The organism is Rathayibacter sp. AY1B5, from assembly GCF_002932795.1.
In the GTDB taxonomy this organism is placed as follows: domain Bacteria; phylum Actinomycetota; class Actinomycetes; order Actinomycetales; family Microbacteriaceae; genus Rathayibacter.
On the sequence record NZ_PSWM01000031.1, the window covers coordinates 19,479 to 42,480 of the forward strand.

The following is a 23,002-nucleotide window of genomic DNA, read 5'->3' on the forward strand; positions in this document are numbered from 1 at the left end:
CGAACGGATGCTGAGGGGAGGGTGGAGAGGGTGGTCGTGCCGCCCGCGGTGGAGCGGGCGGCACGACGGGTCAGTCGCCGGCGCTCGAGAAGGAGCTGCCGGTCGAGGCCGAGGAGGCCGGGCAGGACGCCGAGCCGCCGGTCGCGAACGAGCCCGCGGTGGTGAAACCGGCTGCCACCTGGTTGTCGAGCTCCTCGACGGAGAGGTCGTGCGCGAGGAGGTCGTCGGCGAAGAGGTCCTGGTTCTCGCTGGCGTTCTGAGTCATGGTGTGTCCTTTCGAAGGGTGATGCGGTGGGTGGTGCGGATGTCGGCGATCAGCCGAACGAGGAGGCGGATCCGCCCGAGCTCGCCGTCGAGGCCGGGCAGGAGGCCGAGCTGAACGTGCCGGCGGAGCCCCAGGTGCCCAGAGCGGTCTGAGCGTCGAGCTCGTCGACGCCGAAGTCGCCGTCGAGGTCCTGTGAGGTGAGGTCGTCCATGGGAGTGGTCCTTTCGTCGTGGGAGGAGTGAGTGAGGAGGAGTGCCGGCGCGGCTCAGCCGAAGCAGCCGACGGTGCCGAGGGTCGAGGCCGACGAGGCGGGGCACGAGGCCGAGCCGACCGTCGAGCCCGAGCTCAGCGACGCCAGGGCGGCGTCGCCCGGCAGCTCGGCGACATCGAGGGCCTCGATGTCGACCGAGAACAGGTCGTCGTCCGAGGACGAGGAGGCGGGGAGTGCGGTCATGATGCGGTCCTTCCGGTGGTGGTGGTGGTGGTGACGATGTCGCCCTCCACGGCCGGATGGCCGAGGGAGGCGGCGAACAGCTGGGCGTTCGCGTAGCCGTCGACATCGAGGAGTCGACGAAGTCCAGAGGTGAGGAAGCCCGCGAAGGGGCTGCCCGCGAGTCCGAGTCCCGCGGCCTCGTGCAGCGCCGCCGTGACGGCCGCGGCGGCGCGCGTATTGACGAAGCGCTCGCCGTGGTCGCCCCAGCGCTCGAGCGCATCGGCGAGCGGCGCGATCGCGATGAGGATGACGGGCGACCAGGCGTACTCGATCTGCAGCACCAGGTCGTCGGCGCTCTCCTCGTCGAGCTCGGCGAGCGGCACGAACTCGTCGCCCTCGAGCCGGAGGATCGCGGGTGACGAGCCGGTCATGCGCCGCGCGGCGACGAGCAGCTCGATGCCGAGTCCCGCCTCCGCCTCGCCCGGCCACGTGGACGCATCGGCCAGGTGCCCCGCCCGCACGATCTGCGCGACGGCCTCGGCATCGACCCACTGCTCGCGGTAGAACCGCACCGACTCGCGGCGCTCGAGCACCTCGTCGAGGCTGTGGAGGCGCGGGGTCGCGTCCCGTCTGACGGGAACGGTCGGCAGGCCGGTCGGCCGCACCCCCTGCACTCGCGGGCGGCGGGGGGCCGCAGGCGACGGGCGGGTGGCGAGGGCGGCGGGCGAGAGCCGCACGCTCTGCTGCAGCTCGCCGATCAGCTCGTGCTGGGCGCGGAGCCCCCTCATCGGCGTCGGGATCGTGGTCATCGCGCGGTACCTCCGGTCGTGGTGGATGCGGCGGCGGCGTGCAGCGACACGACGGCCGTCACCGGCTCGGCGTCGAGGTCGATGCCGAGGAGGCGGCCGATCGCGGCGTCGTCCCAGGCCGGAGCTGCGTCGGCACGCAGTCCGTGCTGCGCCGCCAGGAGTCGTGCGTGGGTCACAGCGACCCCCGCATCGAGGTGGACGATGCGCCAGGCGAAGGCGGCGTACTTCGACGCCACCCGGCCGAGCGCACCGGTGAGCACCAGCACGGCGTCGGCGTCGGGATCGGCTCCGGCGATGCGGGCCTCGGGGTCGGCCCAGGGCAGTTCGGCCCAGGTGTCGTCCCCGCGCTGGTAGCCGTAGACGCCCGCCGGCAGCCCCGCCACTCTCCGGGCGAGCACTGCGGCCTGCACGGAGCCGAGGTTGCCCCCGGAGGCGGCCCAGCGGTGCACCTTGCCCTCTCGCGGGGTGCCGCTCTCGCGGTTGCCCGCGGTGCGGATCACGAGGTCGGCGAGGACGCCGGCGGTCAACGCGGACCCTTCGGTCTCGCGCTCGGCCAGCGCCACGGTGCGCGCGCTCGGCCAGCGCTTGGAGTCGCGCTGCAGCACGATGTTCGACTGCTTGTAGTGGACCTGGTGGTCCTTCGGCGAGGCGAGGGCGCGCGGCGGGAACGCAGTCGACGCCTCGAAGGCGTAGGCGAGCGGGATCCCGTCGGGTGTCGACGGCACCGCCACCAGTCGGTCCTGCACCAGGGTCTCGAGGTCGAGCCGCACGAGAGACTGCTGCGACAGCGGCGTCCCGACCCGCGAGAGCAGGGCGGCGACGTCAGCGGCGACGAGAGCGGCGGCCAGCGGGTGGTCCAGGGCGCTCGGGTCGTCGTGGGTCTCCCCCGCGATCTGGTCGGCGATGTCGTCGAACCGTGCGGTGTAGGAGGGATCGACGTAGGGCCCGTAGTACAGCCGGCGCCCGCGCAGCCGGACCGGCAGCACGCCCACGCCGGCGGCGGCGGCGCGCTCGGCGTCCCTGCGCAGCGGTGCGGAGTCGCCGACGAGGATCAGCAGACTCCGACCATCGACGGAGGCGGTGCCCGGCTCGGCGAGTCGGACCTCGCCGATCTCGGTGAGTCGCAGCTCCGCGGTCAGCTCCTCGGCGAGTCCGGACGCGGTCGGTCCGGCTGCGACGAGCACCCGGCTGGTCCGCAGCCGCTGCACGGCCTCGGCGCCGGAGGCGTTCACCCGGGTCGAATCGATCGAGCGGGAGTAGAAGGCCAGTGCGGCGGGGTCCGCGCCGGTGACGTCGGGGGCGCCCTGGGCGTCCTCGAGCAGTCCGCTGGCGTAGAGCAGAGCGACGGCCGAGTGGGTCGCCCGCAGCGCCCGCCCGGTCTCCGCGGCGAGCTCCTCGATCGAGCGGGAGCCGTCGAGCAGCGGCAGCAGAGCGCCGAGCACGGCGCCGGCCGCACGGCCGCCGAGCAGCTGCCGGGTCGGCCCTCCCTCGACGAGCACGCCGTCGTCGCCGGGGACGACGACCAGGCCGGGGGCCAGCCGCGGGCGCCGCGGGAGGCGGAACTGCGGATCGGTCAGCGCGGCGACACCCATCGCCTCGGCCCCGAGCACTCCGGATTCAGACATGGTGGACACTCCTCCGGTCGGTCGCGCCGAGGGCGGCGAGCTCGGTCGCCAGCGCCGACCAGGTGGAGTCGGGCCGGGGCACTCCGCAGCGCTCGCAGCCGTGCACAGGGATCAGCTCGGTGCGGTGGGTGGTGCCGTTCAGCAGGTGCACCGTGCGGACGACGTTGCGCTCCTCGGCGACGCGCCCCTCCCGCACGGCGGTCGCGATGCCGGCGAGCAGAGCGACGGCGACCGAGACGTGCTGCGGAAGGTGCCCGACGGGGCCCGCGGACGGATCGTCGGCGTAGCGGCGCCACAGCGCCTCCGCACGTTCGAGACCGCCGTCGTGCTGCCGCTGGCGCCGCTCGAGGCAGCGCTGGCAGCCGCCGATCGTGTCGGACGGGCCGCCCGAGCCGCCCGGCACGAGGGTCGGGCCGACCCGGAGCCGGGGGTGGACGAGGACGGCCTGGGTGGTGGGCACACCCGTCTCGACGGAGGAGCGGTCGACGGCCTCGAAGAGCGCTGCCGACTCGCGCCAGGCGAGAGCGATCCGCAGATCGGGGTGCGGCCAGTAGGAGGGGTCGAGGCCGCGGTCGGCGGTGACCCGGTCGGTCGCGGTGACGTCGCCCGCGGCGTGCAGCACCGCAGTGAGGCGGTCCGCGACGGCCTGGGCCGCATCGCCCGAGGCGAGGAGGTGAACTCTCATGATGTCGTCCTTGATCTGCCGGCCCGGGTCAGGCGAACGGCTGCGGGAGCGGATTGAGGCCGGCCTCGTCGGCGGCGGGATATCCCATCGCGACGGGGGCCTCGTAGAGGCGGGGGTGGGCGAGGTAGCGGCCGGTGTGCACGAACGAGAGCGGCATCAGCTCGGGCACGATCACCCGGACCACGCGGAAGCCGGCTGCCCGCGCCTCCTCGGTCGTGATCTCGACCACGACCACCTCGGCGCCGATGGCGTCGAGACGCTCGACCATGCCGTGCAGCTCGGTCTCGGGGTCGCCGCGGAGCTGCGACGGGATCTCGGACAGCCGGCGCGTCGCAGTCGAGGTGAGCAGGAAGTCGTAGTCGCGGATCCGCTGCGGCTCACCCATGTAGCTGGCTCCGTGGAACACCGATGTGAAGTCGGCGACGTCGTCGGGCCGGCCGCGCGAGGCCTGCATGGCGATGCGCGACGACGCGGACTCCCGGAGCATCTTGGCGACCGAGTCGACCGGGTCGAGGGAGGTGTTGCACATCACGAGCTGGCCGAGCACCTCGTTCTCGGGGGTGACGTCGACGGAGTAGAAGGTCGGCACGCCGACGTCGGTCGTCGCGTCGTAGAAGCGGGTCTGCACGTGACTGGTGCGGTAGCGCTCGAGGAACGGTGCGAGGCGCTCGTCGTCGACGTCGATGTCGAGCTGCGGCCATGGGATCCGCTGCAGCCAGGTGAGGGCGATCGAGTCGCGCTCGATGACCTCGCTGAGCCCGTTGATCACGGCCTGAGCGAGCGACGTGTGGGTCGCGCATCCGGTCGAGATCGGCATCGTGAAGCGCTCGGTCGGCGTCCGGGCCGGGATGTGCAGCCAGGTGGAGACGGCCGGCACGTACACGGGCCGCGAACGGGTCAGCGACCAGCCGCGCGTCCAGCGGAGGGGCGCGGTCGTGTCGACCGGGGCGTGGATCGAGCGCGGGTGGGCGAGTTCCGCCTCCGAGCACTGCGGGAAGCGGCGCAGGTCGATGCCCTCGTCGCCGAGCTCGTCCGATGCGGCCCAGATCAGCTGGTCCTCGGGGACGAAGCACGACGCGTAGCGCTCGATCGCCTCAGCGAGGCAGAGGCGGGAGGCCTTCTCGGGGTCGAGGGCGCCGCCGGCGCCGTCGATCCCGCCGCGAGTGGACCCTCCGCGGGTCGATTCCCGGACGTTCGGCGAGACGGGCGAGAGGTCGCCGATCTGCGCGACGTAGATCGGGAAGCCGGGTTCACCGGGCTGGTTGGGCAGCCGGTCGACTCCGTGGACGACTCCGAGCGGGCCGACGAGGCGGTCGAGATCGGCGAGACGGCCGAGGTCGTGCTGCGCGCCGGTCATCGCTTCTCCCCCTGGTCCCAGCGGAAGAGCACGGTCGCCAGTCCTGCGGCGAGCGCCGCGACCGCGGCCATGACGCCCCAGGCGACCCCGATGTCCACGGCGTCCACCGCTCCGACCAGATCGACCGAGAGGGCGTTCGCGAGCACCGTCGTCGGCAGCCAGGAGACGACCGCCTGGACCTCGGGAGGGAACACGCTGAGCGGGATGACGGACCCGGAGAGCATCAGCGCCACGGGGATCAGCAGCGAGACCACGGTGGTGGTCGCCTCCGAGTTCGAGGCCCGCGAGCCGATCAGGTAGCCGATCGCGAAGAGCATGGTCAGGCCGATCAGGGCCGTCACGATCAGCCGGGGCACGGCGGCCGGGCTGAGGTAGCCCAGCACCGCGGTGACCGCGATCACGAGAGCCAGCTGCGCCACTCCGAGCAGGAACCGGGCCGGCGACTGCGACAGGATGAACGTCGAGCGCCGCAGCGGAGTGGTGCCGAGCAGGCGCAGAGTCCCCTTGCCGCGCAGACCCACGACGGGCACGGCGGTGCCGAGCAGAGCCAGGGTGAGGAACGAGACCATCACGATCGAGGCGAGGCTGTTGCGCAGCGGATCGAAGACCGCCGTGCCGTCGCTGTAGCCCGCCGAGATGCTCGTCCGCGCGATCCCCTCGGCGGCGACGCTGTCGACCAGGCCGCGCCACTGCGGCTTCTCCTGCGCGTCGAGCAGCACGGTCGCGCCACCCTCCTGCACGGTGACGATCGCCGTCGACCCCGGGGCGGTCGTGCCCGGAGCCGCCTCGGTCGCGGTGAAGCCGTCGGCCTCGAGCCGGTCGACGAGCGCGGCGCTGCCGGACGACTCCGCCACCGTCACCACGGGCCGGGGCGACTCCGCATCGATCGTGTTCGCCAGGAACCAGAACAGCCCCAGGAAGAACAGCGGGAAGAACAGGAGGAAGAACATCGTCTTCCCGTCGCGGAGCAGCTCGCGCGCGTTGGTCAGGCTCAGCTCGGCCAGCGCGGAGCGCGGCGGGGCCTCGAGAGTGGCGGTCATCGGTTCTTCCGTCCCTTCCGCTTCGTCCCGCGGGAGCGGGACTCGTAATCGCTCGTCTCGGCGAGTGCGAGGAACACGTCCTCGAGTGTCCGGGTCGCGACGGTCAGGTCGCGGGGCCGCCAGCCGGCGGTGGTCAGGTGGGCGATCAGATCGTCGGAGTCGCTGGTCACGACCTCCACGCGCTGCTCGTCGGCGCCGGGCGAGGTCTCGAGCGAGACGACCCCCGGATGAGCCAGCAGCGCGTCCGGAGCGGCCTCGAGCGGGAGCGTGAACGACACCCGGCGATGCGCGGAGCGCTGGCGCACCAGCTCCTCGGGGGCGCCGACGGCGACGATCGCGCCGTCGACGACGATCGCGACGCGGTCGCAGAGCACGCTCGCCTCGTCCATGTGGTGCGTGGTGACGACGACCGTGGTGCCCCGCTCGCGGAGCGAGGCGATCAGGCTCCAGAGACTCTGACGCGCCGCCGGATCCAGACCGGCCGAGGGCTCGTCCAGCACCACCAGCTCAGGATCGCCGATCAGGGCGACGCCGAGCAGGAGGCGCCGGCGCTGGCCGCCCGAGAGCCGCTTCACGCGCACCCCGGCCTGGTCGGCCAGGCCGATCCGCTCGGCGATCTCGGCGACCGGCCGCGGTGCGGTGTGCAGCGAGGCGAACAGGCGCAGCGTCTCGGCGACGCTCAGAGTGTCGTAGAGGCTCGCCTCCTGCGGCTGCACGGCGACGCGGGCGGTGAGGGCGGCCCGGTCGGCCGCAGGATCGAGACCCAGGATGCGGACGGAGCCGGCGCTCGGGCGACGCAGCCCCACCAGCAGGTCGATCGTGGTGGTCTTGCCGGCGCCGTTGGGACCGAGGAGGCCGAAGACCTCGCCGCGACCGACCCGGAGGTCGAGACCTGCGACCGCACGGAACTCGCCGTACGTCTTCACCAGACCCTCGACGACGACGACGTCGCCGTCCGAGGAGCGGCCGGCCGTCTGCGGTGCGGCTGCCGGTCGTTGCAGGATGCTCATGCTCTTCCTTCGTTCTGTGTCGGTGGGACGCGGGTCGGAGGGACGGGGCCTGCGGCTCACCAGTCCCAGATCTGCGGACGGACGACGCCGGGGACGACGCGCTCGACGATCCGCTCGAGCTGCTGCACGTGCTGCGTGTCCTGCACGTCCTGCACCTGCTGCAGGCTCGCGGCGCTGAGCGCATCCGCCGAGGCCGGTCCGGCGGCGGCGGTCGCGAGTCCCACCGCCACGGCGGCAGTGATCAGGAGCTGGCGGGTCTTCGACATGGGCTGTCCCTCGTTCCGGTGGTCCGTGCCGGAGAGGAAGGGATCCTCGTCGGCCTGTGGATCGAGACTCGCCGACCCTCGAGGGGGCCACAACGTCAGCTTCCGGGCATGCCCTCTGCTGCCATCGAGAGCCCGCCGCCGGCCCGGAACGGCGGGGGAACGGCGACCTGAGGCGCCGCGGCAGCTTCCGGACGTGACAGCTTCCTGACGTCGTCGACGGCCTGCGTCAAGGGGGGTACGGGGCGCCGCACCCGGCGCGTACTGTTCAGCGGATGACAGCTGACAACGACACCCCCGTCGCGCCCGCCGCGGTCCTCTTCGACATCGACGGGACCCTCGCCGACACGAACTTCCTCCACGTCGAGGCGTGGTCGCGCGCCTTCTGGCAGGCCGATCTCGTCGTCCCCGCCTGGCGGATCCAGCGGGCGATCGGCGCCGACTCGTCGGAGCTGCTCGACATGCTCCTCGAGGACGAGGTGGAGGAGGAGCGGCGTGCGCTGGTGAAGTCGCTGCACACGAAGAACTACGCCGAGACGACGGCCCGCATCGTTCCTCTGCCGGGCGCTCGCGAGCTCGTCGCGACGCTCGTCGGTCGAGGCGTCCGCGTCGTCCTCGCCACCTCGGCGCCGCAGAACGAGCTCGACGCTCTTCTCGACGTCCTCGACTTCGGCGGGTCCGTCCACGCCGTCACGAGCGGAGCGGACGTCTCCACGGCGAAGCCCGCACCCGACCTGATCTCGATCGCGCTGGACCGAGCGGGGGTCTCCGCCGACCGCGCCGTCATGGTCGGCGACGCGACCTGGGACGTCCTGGCCGCCGAGCGCGCGGGCCTCGCGACGGTGGGAGTCCTGTCCGGCGGCACCTCGGAGCACGAACTCCGCGAAGCCGGGGCCGTCGCCGTCTACGAGGACGCGGCGGCCGTCCTCACCGGTCTCGGCGAGGGGCCTCTCGCGAGCCTCCTGCGCTGACCGGCGAGGGTCCGAGGAAGCTCGCGAGACTCAATCGCGGGGTCGGCGCCGCAGCACCAGCAGGGTCACCCCGATGGCGGCGGCGACTGCGGCGAGAGCGCCGCCGATCCAGAGCACGTCGCCGAGAAGTGCCGGATCCGATCCCGACTCCGTCCGGGCCTCATCGGCGGTCTCGGCTCCGCCTCCCGAGACCGCGACGGTCCCGTTGCAGTCCGGGATCGAGTCCGACCCGTCGGCGAGCGCAGCGCCGTCGGCCGGCGCCCAGTCGAAGGCGTACTGACCCGAGACGGGGTGCCCGTCCGTCGACACGACCTGCCAGGTCACCTCGTACTCCCCCGCAGCACCGAGCTCGAGCGGCATCGACGCCTCCGGCCCGACGACGCTGACGCAGCCGTCGCCGTAGTACAGCCCGTCCGGCCCGACGACGCGCAGAGCCGCCGCCGTCCCGTCCGTCCCGAGGACGAGCAGGTCGTCGTTCGTCGTCAGCACCAGCGTTCCCGGCTGCTCTGTCACCGTCGAGTCCGCCGCGGGAGTCGTCGAGACGAGGTAGTTGTGCGCGCTGGCGGGCGCCGCCACCGCGATCGAGCCGAGCAGCCCGATCGCGGTGGCGGCGACCAGGGCCCTGCGACGGGTCACGCCGACGCCCGGGGTCCGCGGCGGCGGGAGGCGAGCCCGACGGCCACGCCGACCGCACCGACGACGAGCCCGCCGACTCCGAGGATGCGGGCGAGCACGTCGTCGCCGCTCGTGGCGGTCGTCGCGGAGGCGGTGGTCGCGACCGCGTCGTCACCGTCGCCGTCGTCGTCGTGTCCGCCCCCGTGACCGGATCCCGCTTCCGCGGCGGTCACTGCGACGGTGGGTGCGGGCAGCTCGGGCTCGTCCTGGCCGTCGACGGTCGGCTGGTCCCACGCGGTGCTGCCCGTCTCGCAGGTCTGCAGCACAGGGAACTCGAGCGTGGAGCCCGCTGCGTCCTCGGGGAGCTGCAGCTGGAGGGCGACCGTGTCGCGGTAGCCGTCGGCGAGGGGCGTCTTCGCCGTGTAGACCACGTCCGAGACCCGCTGGGTGGCGGTGTTGCCGTGGGAGTCCGTGACCGGGTCGGCGATCGCGACCTCGTTCTTCACGACGTCCCAGTTCGGGTTGATCGTGGGGCTGACCGAGTTGATGCCGTCGGGCATCGTGATCGTGAGTCCCGTCGTCGGCGAGCCCTCGCAGCCGTGGGCGAGCGAGAACGTGACCACCGTGTACGAGCCGGCGGCCGTGCTGCTCGCCGCCGCGGTCACGTGAGCGCTGGCCGCGGCCGGTGCGCTGAGAGCCAGCGCGACGGATCCGGCGGCGACGAGAGCGCCACTGCCGACGAGGCGGAGACGGGAGGAAGAAGAAACAGCAGAAGAAGAGCGGTTCATGACAGTCGTGTCCTTGGGGAGGTCCGGCCGTGGGCCGGAAGGTCAGGACGCAGCGCGGATTCGCGGTGCGCGCGGGAGCACCGACCTGAGCCGCTCCCGCGCGGGAGGGACGTCAGGCGGCGCGCAGGGCGCGCAGCGGCGGGCCGCGGTGCCTGAGGATCGAGAGCACCGTGTCGAGGGTGAGGGGCGACCGCGGCTCGGCCGCGTTCGTCGGAGGAACGCCCGGAGCCCCCGCGAGGACCGGGGCGGACGCACGGGTGACGATCCGGACGACGACGCGCTGCAGGCCGGCTCCGAGAGTCCAGAACAGGCGCTCGCCGTGCCGCAGTGCCGCGACCGTGAGCGCGGCCGCAGCGAGGTGGGCGACGAGCATCAGCGGAGCATGAGCCGCGTGCCCGCCTCCGCCGGCGATCAGCTCGATGGTCGATCCGTCGTGGAAGTGCGCGCCGGTGCCCGTCGTGCCGACCACGCTCACCTCGCCTCCGCTGCCCGTCACGAGGAAGAGCCCGTGGTAGGCGATCTGGCTGACGAGGACGGCGGCGGTCAGCCGAGGGAGGGAGAGGCGGCGCCCCGAGAGGAGGACGCAGACGACGACGGCGAACGCCGCGGCGAGGGCGAGGACTGCGGGAGCGGGGGTCTCGGCGCCCGCGAGCGTGTGGGAGGCGGCGGCCGTGGCGGTCGCGGCGAGAGCGGCGGCGATGCCGCGTGCCACTCGTGCGCCTCGGGTCTGCACTCGCTCGTCCTCTGCTCGTCGTGTCGACGCGTGCGCGCGACGTCTCCAGGGTAATCGACTGGGCGGAGCACCCCGCCGGCTCCCGGTTCCCTGCCGTTACGAAGCCGTTACCTAGATCACCGAAAGAAACCCAAACCCCCGCAGGGAGGGCTCCGAACACCTGTCAACGGCCGCGACACGGTCCACACAGAACAGGTCCTCCGCATCGAGTGGGGGCCGTCTCACGAAGGAGTAATCCCATGCGATCCACCAAGCGTTCCGCCCTCGCCGCATTCGCCCTGCTGGGCACCGCCGCCCTCGGCCTCACCGCCTGCTCGAGCGGAAGCGGCTCGACCACCGCCGCCAGCGACGCGGCGACCGAGATGTCGACCCCGATGGCCACCTCGTCGGCCTCCGCCTCCTCGACCCCCATGGCGACCATGGACCCGGCCGCGAACCTCGTCGGCCCCGGCTGTGCCGCCTACGCCGAGCAGGTCCCGGACGGCGCCGGCTCGGTCGAGGGCATGTCGCTCGACCCCGTCGCGACCGCCGCGTCGAACAACCCGCTGCTGACCACCCTGACCGCTGCGGTCTCCGGTGGCCTCAACCCCGACGTCAACCTCGTCGACACGCTGAACAGCGGCGAGTTCACCGTCTTCGCCCCCGTCGACGACGCGTTCGCCAAGCTCGACGCCGCGACCGTCGACTCCCTCAAGACCCCCGAGGGCGCCGCCACGCTGTCCTCGATCCTCACCTACCACGTCGTCCCCGGCCAGATCGCCCCTGACGCGATCGCCGGCGACCACGCCACCGTCCAGGGCGGCAACCTCACCGTCACCGGTTCCGGCGACGACCTGAAGGTCAACGACGCGTCCGTCATCTGCGGTGGCGTCCAGACCGCCAACGCGACCGTCTACCTCATCGACACCGTGCTGACCCCCCCGGCCAGCTAATACCCCTCAGCGGCTCCGGCCGTTGATCACGCCGAAGGGCGGGCACCGCGAGGTGTCCGCCCTTCGGCGTTCCTGCGCGCGGGGGCGGTGATGCGGGCGGAGCGGCGGCCTCCCCGGTCGGGACCCTCCCGCCACGAGACCTGAACGGCGAGAAGCCCAGCGCCTGCTCGTCCCCGGCACGACGACCCCTCGGGACACACGGAAAGAGGCGCGGACCCCGATACGGGGGTCCGCGCCTCTCGTCGTGCGGGCCGCGCTACTCGGCCGGCGTGCTGATCTCGCGCAGGACGCTGTCGCCGGGGCGGGCCTCGATCATCTCGGCCTCGATCTCGGCCCGGTCGAGCAGCTCCTCCATGCGGCGGCGGCGGTTGCGCGTGATGAGCGTCACGACCGTGCCCGTCTTGCCCGCGCGGCCGGTGCGGCCGGAGCGGTGGAGGTACGTCTTGTACTCGTCGGGAGCGTCGGCCTGGATCACCAGGTCGATGTCGTCGACGTGGATGCCGCGCGCGGCCACGTCGGTCGCGACCAGCACGTCGACGCGTCCGCTGGTGAGCAGCGCGAGGTTGCGGGTGCGGCGCGACTGGTTGAGGTCGCCGTGGAGGCTCGTCGCGGGGATGTCCGCGTGGTCGAGCTGCTCCGCGAGCTGCTCCGCGAACGCGCGGGTCCGGGCGAAGATCAGCGTCTTGCCCTGGCGGGCGGCGAGCTGCTCGATGATCTCGGCCTTGTCGCGGTGCTCGATCAGGAGCACGCGGTGGTCGATGGTCGAGGACGCCTGGTCCTCGCCGGCGACCTCGTGGACGCTCGGCTCGACAAGGAACTCGTCGACGAGCGTCGCGACGCCCTTGTCGAGCGTGGCCGAGAACAGCAGGCGCTGGCCGCCGTCGGCGGTCTGGCGGAGGATGCGCTGCACCGGCTCGAGGAAGCCGAGGTCGCACATGTGGTCGGCCTCGTCGAGCACGGTGATGGTGATGTTCGAGAGGTCGAGGCGGCCCTGCTCGACGAGGTCCTCGAGCCGGCCCGGCGTCGCGATGACGATGTCGACTCCGCGCTGGAGGGCTCCGACCTGCTTGTACTGGGGGACGCCGCCGTAGATGGTCGTCGTGAACAGGCCGACGGAGCGGGCGATCGGCTGGATCGTCCGGTCGATCTGCATGGCGAGCTCGCGGGTCGGCGCGAGGATGAGCGCACGCGGAGCGCGGCCGGGCTTCCGGCCCTTGGCTCCGTTGTTCTCCATCAGGCGCTCGACGACGGGGGCGCCGAAGGCGATCGTCTTGCCGGAGCCGGTCTTGCCGCGTCCGAGGACGTCCTTGCCGGCGAGCACCTCGGGGATGGTCGCGGCCTGGATCGGGAACGGCGCGGCCGCTCCGAGCTCGGTCAGCATCCGGACGATGTTCCCGCCCAGGCCGAGGTCGCCGAAGGTGACGCCCTCGACGTCGACGGCGAGCGTGGCCGTCGCCTCGAGGCGCTCGAGCACGACGTCGTCGGCCTGGTGCGGCGCACGGGCGTCACGGCTGGGGTAGAAGTCCGAGCCGGAGTCGCGGCGCGAGGGCCGGGAGTCGCGGTCGAACGAGCGGGTCGGGCGGTCGCCGCGGTCGTGGCCGCGCGAGGGACGCGCGTCCCGGTCGAAGGAGCGGGCCGGGCGGTCGCCGCGGTCGAACGAGCGGGCGGGACGCTCGCTGCGGTCGTAGCCCCGCGAAGGGCGCTCGTCGCGCTCGCCGGTGCGGGCGGGCCGGTCGTCGCGCCCGTAGGAACGGGCCGGACGGTCGTCACGGTCGTTCGAACGGGCCGGACGCGCATCGCGGTCGAAGGAACGCGCCGGACGGTCGCTCCGGTCGAAGGAACGCGCCGGACGCTCGTCGCGCCCGTAGGAACGGGCCGGACGCTCGTCGCGGTCGTTCGAACGGGCCGGACGCGCATCGCGGTCGAAGGAACGCGCCGGTCGCTCGTCGCGCCCGTAGGAACGGGCCGGACGCTCGTCGCGGTCGTTCGAACGGGCCGGACGGTCATCGCGGTCGTTCGAACGGGCCGGACGCGCATCGCGGTCGAAGGAGCGCGCCGGACGGTCGCCCCGGTCGAAGGAGCGCGCCGGACGGTCGCCCCGGTCGAAGGAGCGCGCCGGACGGTCGCCCCGGTCGAAGGAGCGCGCCGGACGGTCGTCGCGATCGTTCGAGCGGGCCGGACGCGCATCGCGGTCGTATCCGCGGGCCGGACGCTCATCGCGGTCGTTCGAACGGGCCGGACGCGCATCGCGGTCGTATCCGCGCGAGGGCCTCTCGTCGCGGTCGTTCCCGCGGGCGGGGCGATCGGCGCGCTCGGTGGCCCGCTCAGCGCGCTCGTCGGCGTTCCAGCGGGCCTTCTTGGGGGCGTTCTCGTCGACGGCGCGGAAGCCGCGGTGGCCCTCGCTGCGGGAGCCGGGCTTGGCGCCCGGGAAGCGCGAGCGGCCGCCGAGCTGCGACTTGCCGCTCGAGGCACCGAAGCGGTTGGGCTCGAAGTTCTTGGCCGGACGTCCGCCGGCGGGCTTCTTGTTCTTGGGCATGGCAGTTCTTCCTGGGTTCAGGTCGTGCGCGAGGAGGCGACGCCGGAGGAGCCCCGTCGTGTGGGGCGTCCGTGCGCTGGACTGCTGCAGGGCAGCAGGGGGAGAACCCGGGCGAGTCGTTGACCGGGGCCGATTCACACATGTGATTCGTCTCACGACGACTGTCGGAGACTCGGCCCACTTGACTAACAAACCCATCCGCACGAGAACGCGCGGTGTCAAGAGCCGACCGAGCGAGTCTACACGCGGCCCGGGAGCCTGGCTAGGGCGTGCCGCCCACCGCCGCGCCCGTCACGCCGCCCCGCCCGTCACTGCGACGCCCGCCGAGCCCGGTATGCGGCCACGTTCGCGCGGTTCCCGCAGTTGCCCGTGTCGCAGTAGCGCTTCGAGCGGTTGCGCGAGAAGTCCACGAGCACCGCCTCGCAGTCCTCCGCCGCGCAGACGCGGATCCGCTCGCGCTCGTCGCCGCGGATCACGTCGACGAACGCCATGGCGGCCTCGACCAGGACGCGGGTGGCGAGCGGGCTCTCGTCGCGCGTCGCGTGGAGGTGCCAGCCGTAGGGTCCGTGCCGCACCAGCTGCGGGAGGGCGCGGCCGGAGTCGAGCATCCCGTTGACGACGGGGACGAGGTCCTCCTCGGCCCGCGTGAGCCAGAGGGTGCGGAGGGAGGAGCGGATCGCCCGCACGGCCTCCAGCTCCTCGGCCGATCCGTCGCGGCTGCCCGTGTACCTGTTCTCGAGGAGGAAGTCGTCCAGCTGCTCGATCGTCGCCATCTCGTCCTCGCCGGACGGCGAGAGCTCGGGGAGCGTGTTGACGAGGGTGGCGGTGGAGGTCAGCGACGCCTCGACGTCATAGGCGAACACCATGTTGACTCCTGACAGTGCGGCTCAGTAGTGTGCGATCAGCTCGCTGTCACGAGTGTAATCCTTTTGACTCCTGAAGGAGCCGGCCATGACCGCCGAGAGCACCGCCGCCGTCACCCTCCCCGCCGCGAGCGCGCCCGCGCCTGCACGGCGCCTCGGCTCCGGCCTGGTCGCAGCGCTGGCCGCGTCGGCGGCGTTCGGTCTGGGCGGGCCGTTCGTGAAGCCGCTCCTGGAGGCGGGCTGGACGCCGGCGTCCGCGGTCCTCTGGCGGGCGGGCGGCGCGGCCCTGATCCTCGCGATCCCGGCGGTCCTCTCCCTCCGCGGCCGCTGGCCCGTGCTCCGCCGCAACCTCGGCACGATCGCCCTCTACGGGGTGTTCGCCGTGATCGCCGCGCAGCTCTGCTTCTACAGCGCGATCGAGCACATGTCGGTCGGCGTCGCCCTGCTGATCGAGTACCTCGCGCCGGTGTTCCTCGTCCTCTTCGCCTGGGCCCGCACCCGCCGGCACCCCGGCCGCTCCACCCTCGCCGGCTCCGCTCTCGCGCTCGGCGGCCTGGTGCTCGTGCTCGACCTGTCCGGCGAGTCCGCGCCCGAGCTGGTCGGCATCGCCTGGGCGCTGACCGCCTCGCTCGGCCTGTGCGTCTACTACGTCATCGCCGGCCGCGTGGATCCGGAGCTGCCGCCGATCGCGCTCACGGCGGGGGCGATGACGGTCGGCGCCGCGATCCTGCTGGCCCTCGGGGCGCTCGGTGTCACGCCGCTGCGCGCGACGTTCGGCGAGGTGGTGTTCGTCGGAGCGGAGGTCAGCTGGCTGCTCCCCGCGGGCGTGATCCTCGGCATGTCGACGGTGCTGGCGTATCTGCTCGGGATCGAGGGCGGACGCCGTCTCGGCACGCGGATCGCCTCCTTCGTCGGACTGACGGAAGTGCTGTTCTCGATCGCGGCCGCGTGGCTGATCCTCGGGGAGCTGCCCGCGCCGATCCAGTTCGGCGGCGGCGCGCTGATCCTCGCGGGGGTCGTCCTGGTCCGGCTGCAGCGCGAGCCCCGCACCCCCTGATCGCGGGGGTGCCGCCTGCGGGGCGCCGGGCACCCCGTACGCTGATCGCACTCATGCGCGAGCCCACCCGATCCCCGCGACGCGTCGCCGCGGTCCTGGCCGCCCTCGTACTGCTCCTCACGGGCTGCGCGAGTACGACTCCCGTGTCGGAGCCGGTGGCGCAGGCGCTGGGAGCGGCACCCGGTCCCGACTGGTCCGGCGTGGATGTGACGGCCGACGTCGTCTACGACGAGAGCACCGGGCAGAGCGTCGACGTCTGCTCCTCCCCCGCCCCGTCGGCGCAGCCGCGGCCCGCCGTCCTCGTCGTGCACGGCGGCAGCTGGGCCCGCGGAGGCAAGGCCGACGCGAACTGGCGTCCGATCTGCCAGTGGCTGGGATCGGAGGGGTTCGTCGCCGTCTCGGTCGACTACCGCCTCGCACCCGCCGCCGTGTTCCCCGCGCAGCTCGACGACGTGACGGCCGCTCTCGACTGGCTGCTCGAGCCGGAGCAGACCGCGCGCTTCGGCATCGATCCGGAGCGGGTGGCGGCGTTCGGCGGCTCGGCCGGCGGCACTCTCGCCTCGTTGCTCGGCACGCTGCCGGCGACCTCGTCGCGCCTGGCCGCCGTGGTCGACCTGAGCGGCCCCTCCGACCTCAGCGCCGCCGGCCTCGCCGACGACGACCCGGTGGTCGGAGTCGCGGCCGCCGTGCGCACTTACCTCGACTGCGCGGACCTCGCCTCCTGCCCGGCCGCGACCGCCGCCTCGCCCCTCGCGCAGGTGGACGGCTCCGAGCCGCCGTTCCTCATCGCCCACGCGGCGCACGAGCGGGTCGCGCTCAGCCAGTCGACCCGCTTCGCCGAGGCGCTGCGCGGAGCGGGAGCGAGCGTCGACCTCCTCGTCCTCCCCGGCTCGCTGCATTCGATCGCGCTGCTCGACGACGCGCTGCGGGCGCGGGTCGTCGAGTTCCTCCGCGCCCGCCTCGACTCGTGAGCGGAGTCGTCGTCCGCCTCGAGGACGCAGCCGGAGCGGAGGGCCTCCTCGCCGCGGTCCCGCCCCCGAACGCCCGTGTCCTGGTCGCCCGGATCGACGGAGCGGCGGCCGGAGTGCTGGTGCTCGCTCCCGGCCCGGACGACTTCGCCGAGGTGCTGGAGCTCGTCGTCGCCTCCGTCCACCGGCGCACGGGAGTCGCCCGACGGCTCGTCGCGGCGGCGGAGTCGTGGGCGCGCGTGCAGCGGATCCGCACGCTCCGCCTGGCCGCCGCTCCGGCGCTCGCCCCTGCGGCCGACGCGCTCGGCTTCACGGCGATCGACGGATTCGGAGCCCACGTCGGCGACGACGCGGTGCTCTGCTTCGCGCGACCGGTCTGAGCAGCGCCCACCCCGATCCGAGTGCCGCTCCCGGGAGGAGGCCCCGCCCTCGTCCGGCGCGCACCCCCGCCGTCAGTCGATCGAGCAGCCCGGCTCGTCCGACAGCGCCCGCTCGATCCGGGCGCGGTGCTCGTCCGACATCGGCGGGAGCGCGTCGGGCGCGAACCAGCCGACCTCGGTCGACTCGTCGTCCGCGACGTGGGCGTCTCCCGAGATCCAGCGGCAGCGGACGACGTGGTCGAGGTACTGCGAGCGGTCCCCGTTGGGGTACTGCATCGGCGGGAGGGTGTGCACCTGCACGAGGCGCTCGACCTCGATCTCGACGCCCGCCTCCTCCTGCGCCTCGCGGCGGGCGGTGCCGGCGACGGTCTCGCCCGGGTCGATGATCCCGGTGACGGCCGTCCAGGCGCCGGTGTCGGCGCGCCGGACGAGCAGGACCTCGAGCACCGGCTCCTCGCGGAGGATCACCGCGGTCACACCCGTGAGCCAGAGCAGCTCGGTCCCGATCCGCTCGCGCAGCCGCAGCACGAACTCGGGAGTCGCCATCAGTGCGCTTCGGGCCGGAAGTCGAAGGCGACGATGCCGGCCGTGTCGACGAACGGCCCGACGAACTCCTTGAACGCGTCGTGCGCCGGGTCCCAGTGCGCGGGATCCTCGACGGCCGGCCGGCCCAGGTAGTAGTGCAGGTCGCCCTCGGACGAGAAGGTCAGCAGGAACGCGCGGTCGAAGCCCTCGCCCGCGCCCTCGATGCTCAGCTGCGGCCCGGTCTCGATCGACTCGATGTAGGGCCGTCCGTCGCGCACGCACTCGTCGGCCAGGGCGAGGAAGCGGCGGGTGACCTCGTCCGCCTCGGCGACCAGCGCCGTCGGGCGGAAGCGGATCAGGACGAGGTGCCGGAGCGTGCCCGGGCCGAAGTCGCGGGCGACGAAGCGCTCCGGACCGATCTCGTCGAGGACCGCGGTGGCGCGCTCCGGTCCGCTTCGCCAGCGCGAGCCGACCGTCTCGGCCGCATCCCTGATGTCCGTCATGCCGACGCCTTCCCGGCGCGGGCGGCACGCCGCCGCTCACGATACCCCTCGACCAGGTTGTAGACGACGGGCAGGACCACGAGGGTCAGCACCGTCGAGGACACCAGGCCGCCGATCACGACGATCGCCAGCGGCTGCGAGATGAAGCCGCCGTGGCCCGTGATCCCGAGCGCCATCGGCAGCAGGGCGAAGATCGTCGCGAGCGCGGTCATCAGGATGGGCCGGAGCCGCCGCTCGGTGCCGTGCAGCAGCGCCTCCCGCACCGGCATCCCGCGGTCGCGGTACTGGTTCACCAGGTCCACGAGCACGATCGCGTTCGTGACGACGATGCCGATCAGCATCAGCACGCCGATCAGGGACGGCACGCCCAGCGGCACGCCGGTGACCACCTGCAGGAGGATCGCGCCGGTCGCCGCGAACGGCACCGACACCAGCAGGAGCAGCGGCTGCAGGAGCGAGCGGAACGTCGCCACCATCACGACGTAGACGATCAGGATCGCGACCAGCAGCGCGATGCCCAGCTGCGAGAACGCGTCGGCCTGGTCGGCGGTCACTCCGCCGAGGGAGGCGTCGACACCGGCCGGGAGCGGCGTCGCGTCGATCGCGTTCTGCACGGCGACGTTCGCCGAGGCGAGGTCGTCGCCCTCCGGGGTGACGGTGAGGGTCGCGGTGCGCTGGCCGCGCTCGGTGGTGATGCTCGCCGGGCCGTCCGTCTGCTCGACCGCCGCGAGGGTGGAGAGCGCGACGGTGCCGGTGAGGGTCGGCACCTCGAGGTTCCGCAGCTCGTCCACCGTGGCCGGCGGCTGCCCGTCGGCGAGGTAGATCGAGAGGGTGCGGTCGTCGATCACGACGCTGCCGACCTGGCTGGGCTGGAGCGCCTGGCTGACGATCGTGCCCACGGCGACCTCGCTGAGACCCGCCCGGGCCGCGGCGTCGCGGTCGACCCGCACCGCGATGTAGGGCAGCGAGGAGGAGAGGTTGCTCTCGGCCTGGCTGATCCCGTCGGTCCCGCGCAGGGCCTCGAGGAGCTGGTCGCTCGCGCTCTGGAGGTCGCTCTGCGACGCGGTCGAGAGGTCGACCTCGATGTCCGAGGAGGCGCCGAAGCCGGAGGAGGCGGCGACGCTGATGTCCTCGGCCGAGGCCACGCCCGACAGCGCGTCGCGGACGTCCGCCTGCACGGCCTCCTGGTCGGCCGACTCGTCGGTGGTGACGGAGTAGCGGATCGAGCTGCCGCCTCCGCCTCCTCCGCCGAAGGCGCTCTGCAGCCCGCCGGAGGAGCCGACCGTGAGCTGGACGGTCTCGACGCCGCCGACGCCGAGGATGGCCGTGCTCGCCTGCTGCGCCGTCGCGTCCTGCGCATCGAGGCTCTGGCCGACGGGGACGGTCTGGGTGACGGTGAAGGTGTCCTGGCCGCTGGAGCCGAGGAAGTTCGTCTTCATCAGCGGATACAGCGCACCGGTCCCGACGAGCACGAGCAGCGCCAGGAGGACGGTGACGACCGAGTGCTTCAGGGTCCAGTGGATGATCGGGCCGTAGACCGACTGCAGCCCGCGCGCCCGGCGGGGAGCGGCGTGGGCGCCGTGGTGCGGGGCCTCCTCGACCGGCGCGGCGGTGTCGGTCGGGACGCGGGTGTCGGCCGGGACGCCCGAGCCGGGTGCCCCTCCGGCCGCCGCGCGCTCCTCCGCGAGCGCCGCCTGCGCGGCCTGGCGCACCGCCGGCCGCTTCGAGGGGCGGAGGAACCAGTAGGCCAGCACCGGCACGATCGTCAGAGCCACCACGAGGGAGGCGAGCAGGGCGATCGACACGGTCAGCGCGAAGGGCCGGAACAGCTCGCCCGTGGTGCCGCCCACGAACGAGATCGGCAGGAACACCGCGACCGTGGTGATCGTGGAGGCGGTGATCGCGCCGGCGACCTCGCGGACGGCGACCGCGATGGTCCGGGCCCGGTCCTCGCCGGCGTCGAGGTGCCGCTTGATGTTCTCGATCACGACGATGGAGTCGTCGACCACACGGCCGATCGCGATGGTGAGCGCACCGAGGGTCAGGATGTTGAGGGTGTAGCCGGCCGTCTGCAGGCCGATGAAGGTGATCAGCACCGAGGTCGGGATCGAGATGGCCGTGACCAGGGTCGAGCGCACCGAGAGCAGGAACAGCAGGATCACCAGCACGGCGAAGACGAGGCCGAGCGCGCCCTCCTGCGCGAGCGACGCGATCGACTCCTGGATGTAGGGCGCCTGGTCGAAGACCGAGGTGAAGGCGGCGTTGTCGCCGATCGACTCCTCGAGGTCCGGGAGCAGCGCGGTCACGCCGGTCGACACGTCGACGGTGTTCGCGGCCGGGAGCTTGGTGATCGAGAGGGTCAGGGCGGGCTGGCCGTTGACGCGCGAGATCGAGGTGACGGGGGCGTCGGTGACGGCGACCGTCGCGACGGAGCCGAGGGTGGTGACGGTCGGCTCGGCGGTCACGACCGCTCCTGCGCCTCCCGCCGCCGCGCCGGCCTCGGAGCCGCCCGCGGATGCACCGGCGCCCGCGGACGCACCGGCGCCCGCGGAGGCACCCGCGCCGCCGGAAGCGCCCGCACCCGCGGAGGAACTCGCGGACGGCAGCAGCGGCAGCGCCGCGATCGCGTCGGTGGAGTCGAGCTTGACGCCCGACTGCACCGAGAAGGTCGACCCGTCCTGGGTGATCTGGCCGCCTGCGACGAGCACGCCGTTCTGCTGCAGGGCCGAGCGGATGTCGCCGGTCGAGAGGCCGGCTGCGGCGAGCGCCGCGGCGTCCGGGGTGATCGTGACGCGCTGGGCGGTCTCGCCGACGAGCGCCGCCTCGCGCACGCCCTCGACCTTCTCCAGGTCCGGGATGACCGTGGTGCGCAGGCGCTCGGCCAGCGCGTCCGCGTCGCCGTCGCTCGACACGGCGAGCTGCAGCACCGGCAGGTCGTCGAGGGAGCCGGTGACCACCTGCGGGTCGACGCCGTCCGGCAGCGTGCTCGTGATCCGGTTGATCGCCTGCAGGATCTTCTGCTCGGCGGTGGCGAGGTCGGTGCCGTAGGTGAAGGACGCCGAGATGAGGGAGGAGTCCGTGGAGGACGTCGCGCTGGTCGTCTCGAGCCCCGGCACCCCCTGGATGGCGGTCTCGATCGGCGTCGAGACGTCGTCGTTGACCACCTCCGGAGCGGCGCCCGGGTAGGACGTCACGACGGCGAGCTGCGGGAAGGAGATCGACGGCGCGAGCTCCTGCTTGAGCCCGGTCAGGGCGACTCCGCCGAAGACGGCTATGACGACGGTGACGAGCGCGATGAGCGCCCGGTTCTTCATGCTGAGGACCGCGAGGAGATGCACCCCCCGAGTCTTCCATCAGCCGACTGAGTGTTCGGAGGGACGCGGCGTTCCGGACGGCGACGAGCGACCCGCGCCGCCGGTCGGCCCCGGGCGCCCTCAGCCCAGGCGGACCTCCGCCGTCGAGGACCCGACGGGCAGGCTCACCCCAGCGCCCGCCCCCGCGCTCGAGAGCGCGAAGTCCCCGGCGAAGGCCCGGACGCCGACGCGCCCCTCGGCGTCCGTCCGCAGCACCGTCGGCTCGAGCCACCACTGACCGCGGATCCGCGAGCGCAGCGCCTCGTAGGCCGGCTTCGGGCTCCCGTCGCGGCGGAGGAACCCGCCCGGCGCTCCGAGCCAGGCGCCGGCGTCGTCGAAGCCCCAGTAGGTGATCGCCTCGACCGCCGGATGCGCGACCAGCGTCTCGTAGTGCCGCACCATCTCGTCCGCCTGCCGCGCCTCCCCCTCCGGAGTGGTCGGCCAGTCCTCGACCACGTGGTCGTTGAGGTCCTCGATCTCGGCGGGCATCAGCTCGCCCGAGACGAGGGTGGTCTCGGTCCAGTGCAGCGGCAGGCCGAAGCGCGCGAACCTGTCGCAGATCGCCGTGATCTGCTCCTCCCCGCGGAACCCCTGGTGCATGTGCGACTGGAGGCCGATCGCGTCGGGCCGGATCCCGGCCTCGAGCACGTCCTCGATCAGCCGCTCGTACTCGGGCCCGAGGTCGAAGTCGTTCAGCACGAGCACCGGTCCGGTGCCGAGGCTGCGCGCCTCCGAGAAGGCCAGCTCGACCATGCCGACGCGCCCCTTCTCCCGGGCGAGGCGGGTGACGGCGTTCGTCACGCCGTCCGGCTCGTTCGCGAAGCGCGGCATGATCACGACCTCGTTGATCGCGTCCCAGGTGTCGATCAGCCCGGCGAAGGCGCCCACCTCCCGGCGGATGCGCGCGCGGAGGAGCTCCTCGGCCTCGTCCAGCGGCAGCGCGTCGAGCCACTCCGGCTTCACGTAGTGCCAGACCAGCGGGTGCCCCTTCAGGCGGACGCCGTCCGCGGCGAGCGCGCGCGCCTCGGCGAGCACCTCCTCCGTCGCGGTGCGGCCGCGCTCCGGCTCGAAGCGGCCCCAGTAGACGGGGAGGGTCGCCGTGTCGAACAGGTCGAGCCAGAGCCGGCGCTCCTCGGCGCGCGCGGGGTCGGTGCTCGGAGGAGTGCAGCCGAAGCCGAAGGCGTGGCGGCGCTGCTCGATCGTCACGTCGGCGTGGGCGAGCGGAGCGCCGTCGGCACCGAGGACGGTGACGAGGGCGTCGGCGAGACGGGGGCTGAAGTCGGTCATGAAG

The 23,002-nt window shown here is 73.2% G+C and carries 24 protein-coding genes; 5 read left to right on the forward strand and 19 right to left on the reverse strand.

Annotation, left to right across the window (positions count from 1 at the left end):
- Positions 1-70 precede the first annotated feature (70 nt).
- Genes C5D44_RS15760 through C5D44_RS15805 form a run of 10 tightly spaced genes read right to left on the reverse strand, consistent with a single transcriptional unit; the run spans position 71 to position 7,490 of the window.
- The gene (locus tag C5D44_RS15760) at positions 71-265 is read right to left on the reverse strand and encodes a thiocillin family RiPP (protein WP_104276864.1); all 195 of its coding nucleotides are present in this window, start codon (positions 263-265) and stop codon (positions 71-73) included.
- 49 nt (positions 266-314) lie between these two features.
- Positions 315-476 carry a thiocillin family RiPP gene (locus C5D44_RS15765; RefSeq protein WP_104276863.1) on the reverse strand — a complete coding sequence of 54 codons (162 nt, stop codon included), beginning with the start codon at positions 474-476 and terminating at the stop codon, positions 315-317.
- Between the two features lie 54 nt (positions 477-530).
- Positions 531-719: a thiocillin family RiPP gene (locus C5D44_RS15770; protein ID WP_104276862.1), complete on the reverse strand. Its 189-nt coding sequence runs from the start codon at positions 717-719 to the stop codon at positions 531-533.
- Entirely contained in the window at positions 716-1,507 is a 792-nt protein-coding gene (locus C5D44_RS15775; protein ID WP_104282214.1) for a nitroreductase family protein, read from the reverse strand. Before C5D44_RS15775 ends, C5D44_RS15770 begins: the two co-directional genes overlap by 4 nt.
- On the reverse strand, positions 1,504-3,132 hold the full coding sequence (locus C5D44_RS15780; protein WP_146088073.1) for a hypothetical protein: 1,629 nt from the start codon (positions 3,130-3,132) through the stop codon (positions 1,504-1,506). The genes C5D44_RS15775 and C5D44_RS15780 overlap by 4 nt, the downstream gene beginning before the upstream one ends.
- Positions 3,125-3,817 (reverse strand): hypothetical protein, encoded by a 693-nt coding sequence (locus C5D44_RS15785; RefSeq protein WP_104282216.1) that lies wholly within the window; start codon positions 3,815-3,817, stop codon positions 3,125-3,127. Before C5D44_RS15785 ends, C5D44_RS15780 begins: the two co-directional genes overlap by 8 nt.
- A gap of 28 nt (positions 3,818-3,845) precedes the next feature.
- On the reverse strand, positions 3,846-5,174 hold the full coding sequence (locus C5D44_RS15790) for a YcaO-like family protein (protein ID WP_104276858.1): 1,329 nt from the start codon (positions 5,172-5,174) through the stop codon (positions 3,846-3,848).
- Complete coding sequence (locus C5D44_RS15795) at positions 5,171-6,214, reverse strand: ABC transporter permease (protein WP_104282217.1); 1,044 nt, start codon at positions 6,212-6,214, stop codon at positions 5,171-5,173. The genes C5D44_RS15790 and C5D44_RS15795 overlap by 4 nt, the downstream gene beginning before the upstream one ends.
- Positions 6,211-7,224, reverse strand: coding sequence for an ABC transporter ATP-binding protein (locus C5D44_RS15800; protein ID WP_104276856.1), 1,014 nt, complete (start codon positions 7,222-7,224; stop codon positions 6,211-6,213). The genes C5D44_RS15795 and C5D44_RS15800 overlap by 4 nt, the downstream gene beginning before the upstream one ends.
- Before the next feature lie 56 nt (positions 7,225-7,280).
- On the reverse strand, positions 7,281-7,490 hold the full coding sequence (locus C5D44_RS15805) for a hypothetical protein (protein WP_104282218.1): 210 nt from the start codon (positions 7,488-7,490) through the stop codon (positions 7,281-7,283).
- Between the two features lie 272 nt (positions 7,491-7,762).
- Between C5D44_RS15805 and C5D44_RS15810 the strand changes: the two genes are divergently transcribed.
- Complete coding sequence (locus C5D44_RS15810; RefSeq protein ID WP_104276854.1) at positions 7,763-8,458, forward strand: HAD family hydrolase; 696 nt, start codon at positions 7,763-7,765, stop codon at positions 8,456-8,458.
- A gap of 30 nt (positions 8,459-8,488) precedes the next feature.
- On the opposite strand, the gene C5D44_RS15815 is transcribed toward C5D44_RS15810, so the two are convergent.
- From C5D44_RS15815 to C5D44_RS15825, 3 genes are all read right to left on the reverse strand, one after another.
- Positions 8,489-9,094, reverse strand: coding sequence for a copper resistance CopC family protein (locus C5D44_RS15815; RefSeq protein WP_104282219.1), 606 nt, complete (start codon positions 9,092-9,094; stop codon positions 8,489-8,491).
- Positions 9,091-9,861 carry a YcnI family protein gene (locus C5D44_RS15820; RefSeq protein ID WP_104276852.1) on the reverse strand — a complete coding sequence of 257 codons (771 nt, stop codon included), beginning with the start codon at positions 9,859-9,861 and terminating at the stop codon, positions 9,091-9,093. Before C5D44_RS15820 ends, C5D44_RS15815 begins: the two co-directional genes overlap by 4 nt.
- A 112-nt stretch (positions 9,862-9,973) precedes the next feature.
- The gene (locus C5D44_RS15825; RefSeq protein ID WP_104282220.1) at positions 9,974-10,573 is read right to left on the reverse strand and encodes a hypothetical protein; all 600 of its coding nucleotides are present in this window, start codon (positions 10,571-10,573) and stop codon (positions 9,974-9,976) included.
- Positions 10,574-10,833: 260 nt separating this feature from the next.
- Between C5D44_RS15825 and C5D44_RS15830 the strand changes: the two genes are divergently transcribed.
- Complete coding sequence (locus tag C5D44_RS15830; RefSeq protein ID WP_104223824.1) at positions 10,834-11,526, forward strand: fasciclin domain-containing protein; 693 nt, start codon at positions 10,834-10,836, stop codon at positions 11,524-11,526.
- A 256-nt stretch (positions 11,527-11,782) separates the two neighbouring features.
- On the opposite strand, the gene C5D44_RS15835 is transcribed toward C5D44_RS15830, so the two are convergent.
- The gene (locus tag C5D44_RS15835) at positions 11,783-14,062 is read right to left on the reverse strand and encodes a DEAD/DEAH box helicase (RefSeq protein ID WP_104282221.1); all 2,280 of its coding nucleotides are present in this window, start codon (positions 14,060-14,062) and stop codon (positions 11,783-11,785) included.
- Positions 14,063-14,370: 308 nt separating this feature from the next.
- A complete protein-coding gene (locus C5D44_RS15840; protein WP_104276849.1) occupies positions 14,371-14,928 on the reverse strand; it encodes a CGNR zinc finger domain-containing protein in 558 nt (185 codons plus the stop codon).
- An 85-nt stretch (positions 14,929-15,013) separates the two neighbouring features.
- Here C5D44_RS15840 and C5D44_RS15845 point away from each other — a divergent pair, with 85 nt between their 5' ends.
- The 3 genes from C5D44_RS15845 to C5D44_RS15855 are packed head-to-tail and all read left to right on the forward strand — an operon-like array spanning position 15,014 to position 17,330.
- Positions 15,014-15,982, forward strand: a complete 969-nt coding sequence (locus tag C5D44_RS15845) for a DMT family transporter (protein WP_104276848.1) — start codon at positions 15,014-15,016, stop codon at positions 15,980-15,982.
- A 53-nt stretch (positions 15,983-16,035) separates the two neighbouring features.
- Entirely contained in the window at positions 16,036-16,953 is a 918-nt protein-coding gene (locus tag C5D44_RS15850; protein ID WP_104282222.1) for an alpha/beta hydrolase, read from the forward strand.
- The gene (locus C5D44_RS15855; protein WP_104276846.1) at positions 16,950-17,330 is read left to right on the forward strand and encodes a GNAT family N-acetyltransferase; all 381 of its coding nucleotides are present in this window, start codon (positions 16,950-16,952) and stop codon (positions 17,328-17,330) included. Before C5D44_RS15850 ends, C5D44_RS15855 begins: the two co-directional genes overlap by 4 nt.
- 72 nt (positions 17,331-17,402) lie before the next feature.
- Here the strand turns inward: C5D44_RS15855 and C5D44_RS15860 are convergent, their stop codons facing one another.
- From C5D44_RS15860 to C5D44_RS15875, 4 genes are all read right to left on the reverse strand, one after another.
- Positions 17,403-17,876, reverse strand: coding sequence for an NUDIX domain-containing protein (locus tag C5D44_RS15860; RefSeq protein ID WP_104282223.1), 474 nt, complete (start codon positions 17,874-17,876; stop codon positions 17,403-17,405).
- Positions 17,876-18,358: a Dabb family protein gene (locus C5D44_RS15865; RefSeq protein WP_104282224.1), complete on the reverse strand. Its 483-nt coding sequence runs from the start codon at positions 18,356-18,358 to the stop codon at positions 17,876-17,878. Before C5D44_RS15865 ends, C5D44_RS15860 begins: the two co-directional genes overlap by 1 nt.
- Positions 18,355-21,696, reverse strand: coding sequence for an efflux RND transporter permease subunit (locus tag C5D44_RS15870; RefSeq protein ID WP_104282225.1), 3,342 nt, complete (start codon positions 21,694-21,696; stop codon positions 18,355-18,357). The genes C5D44_RS15865 and C5D44_RS15870 overlap by 4 nt, the downstream gene beginning before the upstream one ends.
- A 96-nt stretch (positions 21,697-21,792) precedes the next feature.
- A complete protein-coding gene (locus C5D44_RS15875) occupies positions 21,793-22,998 on the reverse strand; it encodes an endo-1,4-beta-xylanase (protein ID WP_104282226.1) in 1,206 nt (401 codons plus the stop codon).
- Positions 22,999-23,002 lie beyond the last annotated feature (4 nt).

Bases quoted from the DNA above. Each gene is read 5' to 3' on its own strand.
- C5D44_RS15780 (WP_146088073.1), bottom strand. From the start codon at position 3,132: ATGTCTGAATCCGGAGTGCTCGGGGCCGAGGCGATGGGTGTCGCCGCG.
- C5D44_RS15760 (WP_104276864.1), bottom strand. From the start codon at position 265: ATGACTCAGAACGCCAGCGAGAACCAGGACCTCTTCGCCGACGACCTC.
- C5D44_RS15785 (WP_104282216.1), bottom strand. From the start codon at position 3,817: ATGAGAGTTCACCTCCTCGCCTCGGGCGATGCGGCCCAGGCCGTCGCG.
- C5D44_RS15790 (WP_104276858.1), bottom strand. From the start codon at position 5,174: ATGACCGGCGCGCAGCACGACCTCGGCCGTCTCGCCGATCTCGACCGC.
- C5D44_RS15795 (WP_104282217.1), bottom strand. From the start codon at position 6,214: ATGACCGCCACTCTCGAGGCCCCGCCGCGCTCCGCGCTGGCCGAGCTG.
- C5D44_RS15845 (WP_104276848.1), top strand. From the start codon at position 15,014: ATGACCGCCGAGAGCACCGCCGCCGTCACCCTCCCCGCCGCGAGCGCG.
- C5D44_RS15775 (WP_104282214.1), bottom strand. From the start codon at position 1,507: ATGACCACGATCCCGACGCCGATGAGGGGGCTCCGCGCCCAGCACGAG.
- C5D44_RS15850 (WP_104282222.1), top strand. From the start codon at position 16,036: ATGCGCGAGCCCACCCGATCCCCGCGACGCGTCGCCGCGGTCCTGGCC.
- C5D44_RS15875 (WP_104282226.1), bottom strand. From the start codon at position 22,998: ATGACCGACTTCAGCCCCCGTCTCGCCGACGCCCTCGTCACCGTCCTC.
- C5D44_RS15830 (WP_104223824.1), top strand. From the start codon at position 10,834: ATGCGATCCACCAAGCGTTCCGCCCTCGCCGCATTCGCCCTGCTGGGC.
- C5D44_RS15820 (WP_104276852.1), bottom strand. From the start codon at position 9,861: ATGAACCGCTCTTCTTCTGCTGTTTCTTCTTCCTCCCGTCTCCGCCTC.
- C5D44_RS15770 (WP_104276862.1), bottom strand. From the start codon at position 719: ATGACCGCACTCCCCGCCTCCTCGTCCTCGGACGACGACCTGTTCTCG.
- C5D44_RS15765 (WP_104276863.1), bottom strand. From the start codon at position 476: ATGGACGACCTCACCTCACAGGACCTCGACGGCGACTTCGGCGTCGAC.
- C5D44_RS15805 (WP_104282218.1), bottom strand. From the start codon at position 7,490: ATGTCGAAGACCCGCCAGCTCCTGATCACTGCCGCCGTGGCGGTGGGA.
- C5D44_RS15835 (WP_104282221.1), bottom strand. From the start codon at position 14,062: ATGCCCAAGAACAAGAAGCCCGCCGGCGGACGTCCGGCCAAGAACTTC.
- C5D44_RS15800 (WP_104276856.1), bottom strand. From the start codon at position 7,224: ATGAGCATCCTGCAACGACCGGCAGCCGCACCGCAGACGGCCGGCCGC.
- C5D44_RS15810 (WP_104276854.1), top strand. From the start codon at position 7,763: ATGACAGCTGACAACGACACCCCCGTCGCGCCCGCCGCGGTCCTCTTC.
- C5D44_RS15865 (WP_104282224.1), bottom strand. From the start codon at position 18,358: ATGACGGACATCAGGGATGCGGCCGAGACGGTCGGCTCGCGCTGGCGA.
- C5D44_RS15840 (WP_104276849.1), bottom strand. From the start codon at position 14,928: ATGGTGTTCGCCTATGACGTCGAGGCGTCGCTGACCTCCACCGCCACC.
- C5D44_RS15860 (WP_104282223.1), bottom strand. From the start codon at position 17,876: ATGGCGACTCCCGAGTTCGTGCTGCGGCTGCGCGAGCGGATCGGGACC.